Annotated in this window: 6 protein-coding genes; 5 read left to right on the top strand and 1 reads right to left on the bottom strand. The window is 66.6% G+C overall.

The window, feature by feature from the left end; genetic code table 11:
* Nucleotides 1-692: M23 family metallopeptidase (locus FJ311_15530; GenBank protein ID MBM3952845.1), on the bottom strand; the 692-nt coding region annotated here is incomplete at its 3' end.
* Nucleotides 693-800: 108 nt separating this feature from the next.
* Between FJ311_15530 and FJ311_15535 the strand changes: the two genes are divergently transcribed.
* The 5 genes from FJ311_15535 to FJ311_15555 all read left to right on the top strand — a co-directional run bounded on the left by FJ311_15535 (nucleotide 801) and on the right by FJ311_15555 (nucleotide 6268).
* Nucleotides 801-1265: a MaoC family dehydratase gene (locus FJ311_15535; protein MBM3952846.1), complete on the top strand. Its 465-nt coding sequence runs from the start codon at nucleotides 801-803 to the stop codon at nucleotides 1263-1265.
* Between the two features lie 74 nt (nucleotides 1266-1339).
* Nucleotides 1340-2293: a bifunctional riboflavin kinase/FAD synthetase gene (locus FJ311_15540; protein ID MBM3952847.1), complete on the top strand. Its 954-nt coding sequence runs from the start codon at nucleotides 1340-1342 to the stop codon at nucleotides 2291-2293.
* Nucleotides 2290-5184, top strand: a complete 2895-nt coding sequence (locus FJ311_15545; GenBank protein MBM3952848.1) for an isoleucine--tRNA ligase — start codon at nucleotides 2290-2292, stop codon at nucleotides 5182-5184. The genes FJ311_15540 and FJ311_15545 overlap by 4 nt, the downstream gene beginning before the upstream one ends.
* Nucleotides 5181-5705: a signal peptidase II gene (gene lspA / locus FJ311_15550; GenBank protein ID MBM3952849.1), complete on the top strand. Its 525-nt coding sequence runs from the start codon at nucleotides 5181-5183 to the stop codon at nucleotides 5703-5705. The genes FJ311_15545 and lspA overlap by 4 nt, the downstream gene beginning before the upstream one ends.
* A gap of 5 nt (nucleotides 5706-5710) precedes the next feature.
* A complete protein-coding gene (locus tag FJ311_15555) occupies nucleotides 5711-6268 on the top strand; it encodes a DUF3035 domain-containing protein (protein MBM3952850.1) in 558 nt (185 codons plus the stop codon).
* Nucleotides 6269-6391 lie beyond the last annotated feature (123 nt).

Genomic DNA, 6391 nt, shown 5'->3' on the forward strand with positions numbered 1-6391 from the left:
GCCGCGCCCGCGATCCCGCCGTTGTAGATCGCGCTTGGCCGATAAGGTTCGAGCGCCGTAAGGGCGCCTCCGCTCCAGAGCGGGCGGACGCCCAGCCCGCACGTCGCCCCGCCCGGCTCGACGCCGCGGAACGGGTCGACGATCTGGCCGTCCTTCGCCACCTGAATATGCACGTGGGGAAATTCGGCGAGGCCCGATTGGCCGACCATGCCGATGGCGTCGCCGGCGGCGACCCGATCGCCCGGCTTGACCGCAATGCTGCCCCGGCGCAGATGGCAATATTGGGTCGTCCACCCCCGGCCGTGATCGATGACGAGACCGTTGCCGCATTCGCGCCCGGCGATATCGTTGTCGGCGGGACCTCCCGTTCCGCCCGCGTCCGCCATGCCGTCGCGCGCGCGCAGCACTACGCCGGCGGCGGCCGCGCGCACCGGCACGCCCTGCGTAACCAGGGAAAAATCGCGCACGGCGAAATCGACGCCCTTGTGGCCGTCGTAACTGGCGCGGCCGCAGGCGTAGTCGCGCACCCCGGGGCCGGGGTCGAGATCGACGTAATTGACCACCCAGCAATCGGCGCCCGGGCGGCACGCAAGCGGCAGTTCGAGCCCGAGTTCGGCCGCGGCCTCGGCGGTTGCCAGAACCAAGCCGAGAACCAACCATCCGATCCGGAACGAGCGTTTCCGCGATTTCATCGGCTTTTGTCCATCGCCATGGGGGGCCGCCCCCGATTGCCGGAAGGGCGGGCGCGTGACATGAATAGTACCCCACCCGCCGCCCCGCCCTTAGCCGAGGATTTTCCCATGAACCAGACACCCGAGACCGCCGCGAGCGATCGCGACCTCCTGCACGGGTATTATTTCGAGGACCTGAAGGAGGGCATGAGCGATATCTACGGCAAGACCGTGACCGACGCCGACATCGTGATGTTCGCCGGCGTTTCCGGCGACATCAACCCGGTCCACCTTAACCACGAGTTTGCCTCCGAGACCATGTTCCAAGGCCGCATCGCCCACGGCATGCTCACGGCGAGCTTCATTTCGACCGTGATCGGCACCAAGATGCCGGGGCCGGGCTGCATCTACGTCAGCCAGGCGCTGCGCTTCAAGGCGCCGGTCAAGTCTGGCGACACCGTCATCGCCCGGGCGACGGTAACCAAGCTGATCCCGGAAAAGCACTTCGTCGAAATCAAAACCCAGTGCCTGGTCAAGGGCAAGGTGGTGCTGGACGGCGAAGCGACCGTGATGGTGCCGACCCGCAAGAAGTAGCCGCCCAAGCGCCTTGAATCGGCTCAAGTTTCACCCTTGACCCGATCCCGGGCCGGGGGCACCTTCGCCCCCCCATGCGGATCTTCAGGCACCTGGGCGACCTGCCCGCCGCCCTGCGCGGCGCGGCCGTCGCCATCGGCAATTTCGACGGCGTTCACTTGGGCCACCGGGCGGTGATCGCCGAAGCCGGCCAGCTCGCCCACGCCCACGGCGCGCCGTGGGCGGTGCTGACGTTCGAGCCCCACCCCCGCAACCTGTTCCGCCCGGGCGATCCGCCGTTCCGGCTGACGCGGCTCCGCGCCAAGGCGCGCTTCATCGCCGAATTGGGCGTCGATCTGATGGTCGCGCTGCGCTTCGACCGCGCGTTCGCGTCGCTCACCGCCGACGAATTCATTCGCCGGATCCTGGTCGAAGGATTTCGCGCCAGCCATGTCGTCGCCGGTTACGATTTCGTCTTCGGCAAGGGGCGTACCGGCAATTGCGAACTGCTGCTCCGGGCCGGGCGCGATCTCGGCTTCGACGTCACCGCCGTTCACGCCGTGCGCGACAAGGCGGGCGAGGTTTTGTCGTCGAGCCGGGTGCGCGACGCGCTGCGCCGAGGCGACGTCGCGGCGGCCGGGGCCATTCTCGGCCGCGCGCCGGAAATCGAGGGCCGGGTCATGCCGGGCGACAAGCGCGGCCGCACCATCGGATTCCCCACCGCCAACATTGCGCTCCGCGACCATTTGCGCCCCGCCGGCGGCGTCTACGCCGTGCGGGTCGCGATCGAGGGCGACAACGGCGCTGACGGCAAGCCCATCTGGCGCGCGGGCGTCGCCAACATCGGCCGGCGGCCGACCTTCGGCGGCGAGGTCGAGATGCTGGAGGTGTTTCTCTTCGACTTCGCGGGCGATCTCTACGGCCGGCGCCTGCGAGTCCGGCTGGTCGAGCATCTCCGCCGCGAGCGCGCCTTTGACGGGATCGATTCGCTTCGTGCGCAGATCGCCGAGGACAGCCTGCGCGCCCGTCGCATCCTGGCGGCGTCATGAACATGCCCGATTACAAGGCGACCGTTTTCCTGCCCGACACGCCGTTTCCGATGAAGGCGGGGCTGGCCAAGCGCGAACCGGAAATCCTCAAGCGCTGGGAGGCGATCGGACTCTATCGGCGCTTGCGCGAACAGGCCAAGGGCCGGCCCAAGTTTGTGCTGCACGACGGCCCGCCCTACGCCAACGGCCATCTGCACATCGGCCACGCCCTCAACAAGATTCTCAAGGACGTCATCAACCGCTCGCGCCAGATGCTCGGATTCGACGCCGACTACGTGCCCGGCTGGGACTGCCATGGCCTGCCGATCGAATGGAAGATCGAGGAAAAATATCGCGCCGCCGGCAAGGACAAGGACCAGGTGCCGACCCTCGCCTTCCGCCGCGAATGCCGCGAGTTCGCCGACCACTGGATCGGCGTGCAGCGCGAGGAATTCCGGCGCCTGGGCGTGATCGGCAATTGGGACAACCCCTATTCGACCATGACCTTCGCCGCCGAAACCCAGATCGTGCGCGAGGTGATGAAGTTCGCGATGAACGGGCTGCTCTATCGCGGCTCCAAGCCGGTGATGTGGTCGGTGGTGGAAAAGACCGCGCTCGCCGAGGCCGAAGTCGAGTACCACGATTACGAATCCGATCAGGTGTGGGTGAAGTTCGGCATCAAAGAAGTCATCAGTTCGGATCTGAGCGGTCTTATGGATGCCTGCATCGTCATCTGGACGACGACGCCTTGGACACTGCCTGGCAACCGCGCCATCGCTTTTTCGCCGAAGATCAAATGCGGCCTCTATAAAGTCACTAGCGCGCCCGAGGGGAACTGGACCAAGGTCGGCGAAACATTGATCGTCGCGGATACGCTCGCCCAGGCCGTATTCGACAAGGCGCGTGTTTCTGCCGAACGCCTCCGCGACGTCGATCCGGCGAACATCGTGAAATGTCGGCATCCGCTCGCCTTTGCCATTTCCGGCTACGAATTCGACGTTCCAATGCTGCCGGGCGAACACGTCACCGAGGACACCGGCACCGGTTTCGTCCATACCGCCCCAGGGCACGGCACCGACGACTTCGATATCTGGATGGCGAACAAGGCTTCGCTGGAAGAACGCGGCATCGACACCACCATCCCCTCCACCGTCGACGGCGACGGGTTCTTCACCGACGAGGCGCCCGGCTTCGCGGGCAAGCGGGTGATTACCGATACGGGCAAGAAGGGCGACGCCAACGAAGTGGTCATCCAGGCCTTGATCGAGGCCAATGCCCTGGTCGCGCGCGGCAGGCTAGTTCACCAGTACCCGCACTCCTGGCGCTCGAAAAAGCCGATCATCTTCCGCAACACGCCGCAATGGTTCATCGCCATGGACCGGCCGATCGCGGAAAAACGAGGCGACACGCTGCGCGCCCGGGCGCTTCGGGCCATCGACGCGACCCGCTTCGTTCCCGCCACCGGCCAGAACCGCCTCAAGGGCATGATCGAGACCCGCCCCGATTGGGTGATCTCGCGCCAGCGCGCCTGGGGCGTGCCGATCGCCGTGTTCGCGCACAAGAAGACCGGCGAGCCCCTGCGCGATCCGACGGTGAACGAGCGCATCGCCGCCGCCTTCGCGCAAGAAGGCGCCGACGCCTGGTTCGCATCAAAGCCCGAACGCTTCCTCGGCAACGCCCACAACCCCGCCGATTACGACCAAGTCACCGACATCCTCGACGTCTGGTTCGAGTCGGGCTCGACCCACAGTTTCGTCCTCGAAGGCGGCGCGTGGAACCTGGCCTGGCCGGCGTCCCTCTATCTCGAAGGCTCCGATCAGCACCGCGGCTGGTTCCATTCCTCGCTGCTGGAATCCTGCGGCACGCGCGGCCGCGCGCCGTTCGAATCGGTGCTGACCCACGGCTTCGTGCTGGCCGAGGACGGCCAGAAAATGTCGAAGTCGCTCGGCAACATCGTTTCGCCGCAGGACGTGGTCGGGCGCGAGGGCGCGGACATTCTCCGCCTGTGGGTGGTCGGGTCCGACTACGAGGACGATCTCCGCATCGGCCCCGAAATCCTGAAGCAGCAAACGGACGTCTACCGCCGCCTGCGCAACACGCTTCGCTACCTGCTCGGCGGCCTGAAGGATTTTTCGACGGGCGAGCGCGTCGCGGCCAACGACATGCCGGAACTGGAACGCTGGGTGCTGCACCGGCTCGCCGATCTCGACCGCTCCTTGCGCGCGGCCTGCGACAGTTTCGTGTTCCACCGTTTCTTCGCCGACCTGCACTCGTTCTGCGCCAGCGATCTGTCGGCGTTCTATTTCGACGTCCGCAAGGACGCGCTCTACTGCGATCCCGCGACCTCGCGGTTGCGCCGCGCGGCGCGCACGGTGCTCGACATCCTGTTCGAAACGCTGACCGCCTGGCTCGCGCCGTTCGCCTGCTTCACCGCCGAGGAAGCCTGGCTTACCCGCCATCCGGACGGCATCAGCGTGCACCTGAGGCCGTTTCCGGAAATCCCCGCGTCCTGGCACGACGACGCGCTGGCGGCGAAATGGGACAAGGTGCGCGCGCTCCGGCGCGTGGTCACCGGCGCGCTCGAAAAAGAACGCGCGGAAAAACGGATCGGCTCCAGCCTGCAGGCGGCGCCGACCGTTTATGCCGGCGCCGATTACGTCAAGGCGCTCGCCGGATTGAATCTCGCCGAAATCGCCATCACCTCGAACGCGCGCCTGGCGGAAGGGCCGCCGCCCGCCGGCGCGTTCGTTCTTCCCGACGTGCCGGGCGTCGGCGTCGTCCCCGCCGCCGCCGAAGGCGAAAAATGCGAACGGTGTTGGAAAGTGCTGCCCGACGTCGGCCACGACGCGCGCTTTCCCGGAACCTGCCGGCGCTGCGCCGCGGCGATCGCCGGTTCCCTCGCCGCCCAATGACTCGCCCGCGCCGCTTCGCGCTCGGCCTCGGCGTTGCCGCCGCCGTCGTTATCGTCGACCAGGTTTCCAAATGGTGGATCGTCGAACGCGTCATGACCCCTCCGCGCGTCATTCCGGTCACGCCCTTTTTCAATTTGGTGATGGGCTGGAACCGGGGCGTGAGCTTCGGCATGTTCAACTGGGATTCGGCGGCGACCGCCTGGGTGCTGTCGGCGCTCGCGCTCGTCATCGTCGCCGTCCTGCTGGCGTGGATGGCCAAGGAAAGCCGCGAGGTCGTCGTCGCCGCTCTCGGACTCGTGATCGGCGGCGCGCTCGGCAACGTGATCGACCGCGCGCGATTCGGCGCGGTCGCCGATTTTCTCGATTTTCACGCCTTCGGCTGGCATTGGCCGGCGTTCAACGCGGCGGACACGGCGATTTCGCTGGGCGCCTTGGCGCTGCTCGCGGATGCCTTGTTCGCCCGCCCGGATTTGCCTAAAAATAAGGGATCGGGCGATCCCGGCGGGCCGCCGGGAGCCTAAGTGTCATGACCGTAAAACGAATTGTCATCGCGACGGGTTGGGTTGCGCTCGTGCTCGCACTGGGCGCGTGCGAGGACACGCGCAAAATTCTCGGCATGGACAAGCGCCCGCCCGACGAATTTTCGGTCTATTCCCGCGCGCCGTTGTCGCTGCCGCCGAATTTCGACCTGCGCCCGCCCGCGCCGGGCGAGGCGCGCCCCCAGGAGACGGCCCCCTCGACCGATGCCGAGCAGGCCTTGCGCGGCCGGCGGCCCGGCCTGATCGAGGAACAACCGGCGCCGGAGGGTTCCAGCCCCGGCGTGCGCGCGCTCTTGCGCCAAACCGGCGGGCTGACGGTGCAGCCCAATATCCGGGTGGTCGTCAACGAAGAAGCCGCCGGCCTGGCCCAGGAAAACGAACGCATCACCGACAAGATTCTGTTTTGGCGCAAGCCCGAACCGGAAGGCGTCGTCGTCAACGCGGAGAAGGAAAACCAGCGCATCCGCGAGAACCAGGCGCTCGGCAAGCCGGTCAACGAGGGCGAAACGCCCGTCATCCAGCGCAAAAAGCGCGGGCTGTTCTAGGGTCTGTACTCAATTAGGGGATTCTCAACGCTACGAAGATGTGATTCAAGCCTCCGAGGAGAACGGAGGCTGGGATGGCGCATCTTTACTGGCTGAACGACAAGGAATGGGCGCGGATCAGGC

Source organism: Rhodospirillales bacterium, from assembly GCA_016872535.1.
Taxonomy (GTDB): Bacteria; Pseudomonadota; Alphaproteobacteria; order Rhodospirillales; family 2-12-FULL-67-15; genus 2-12-FULL-67-15.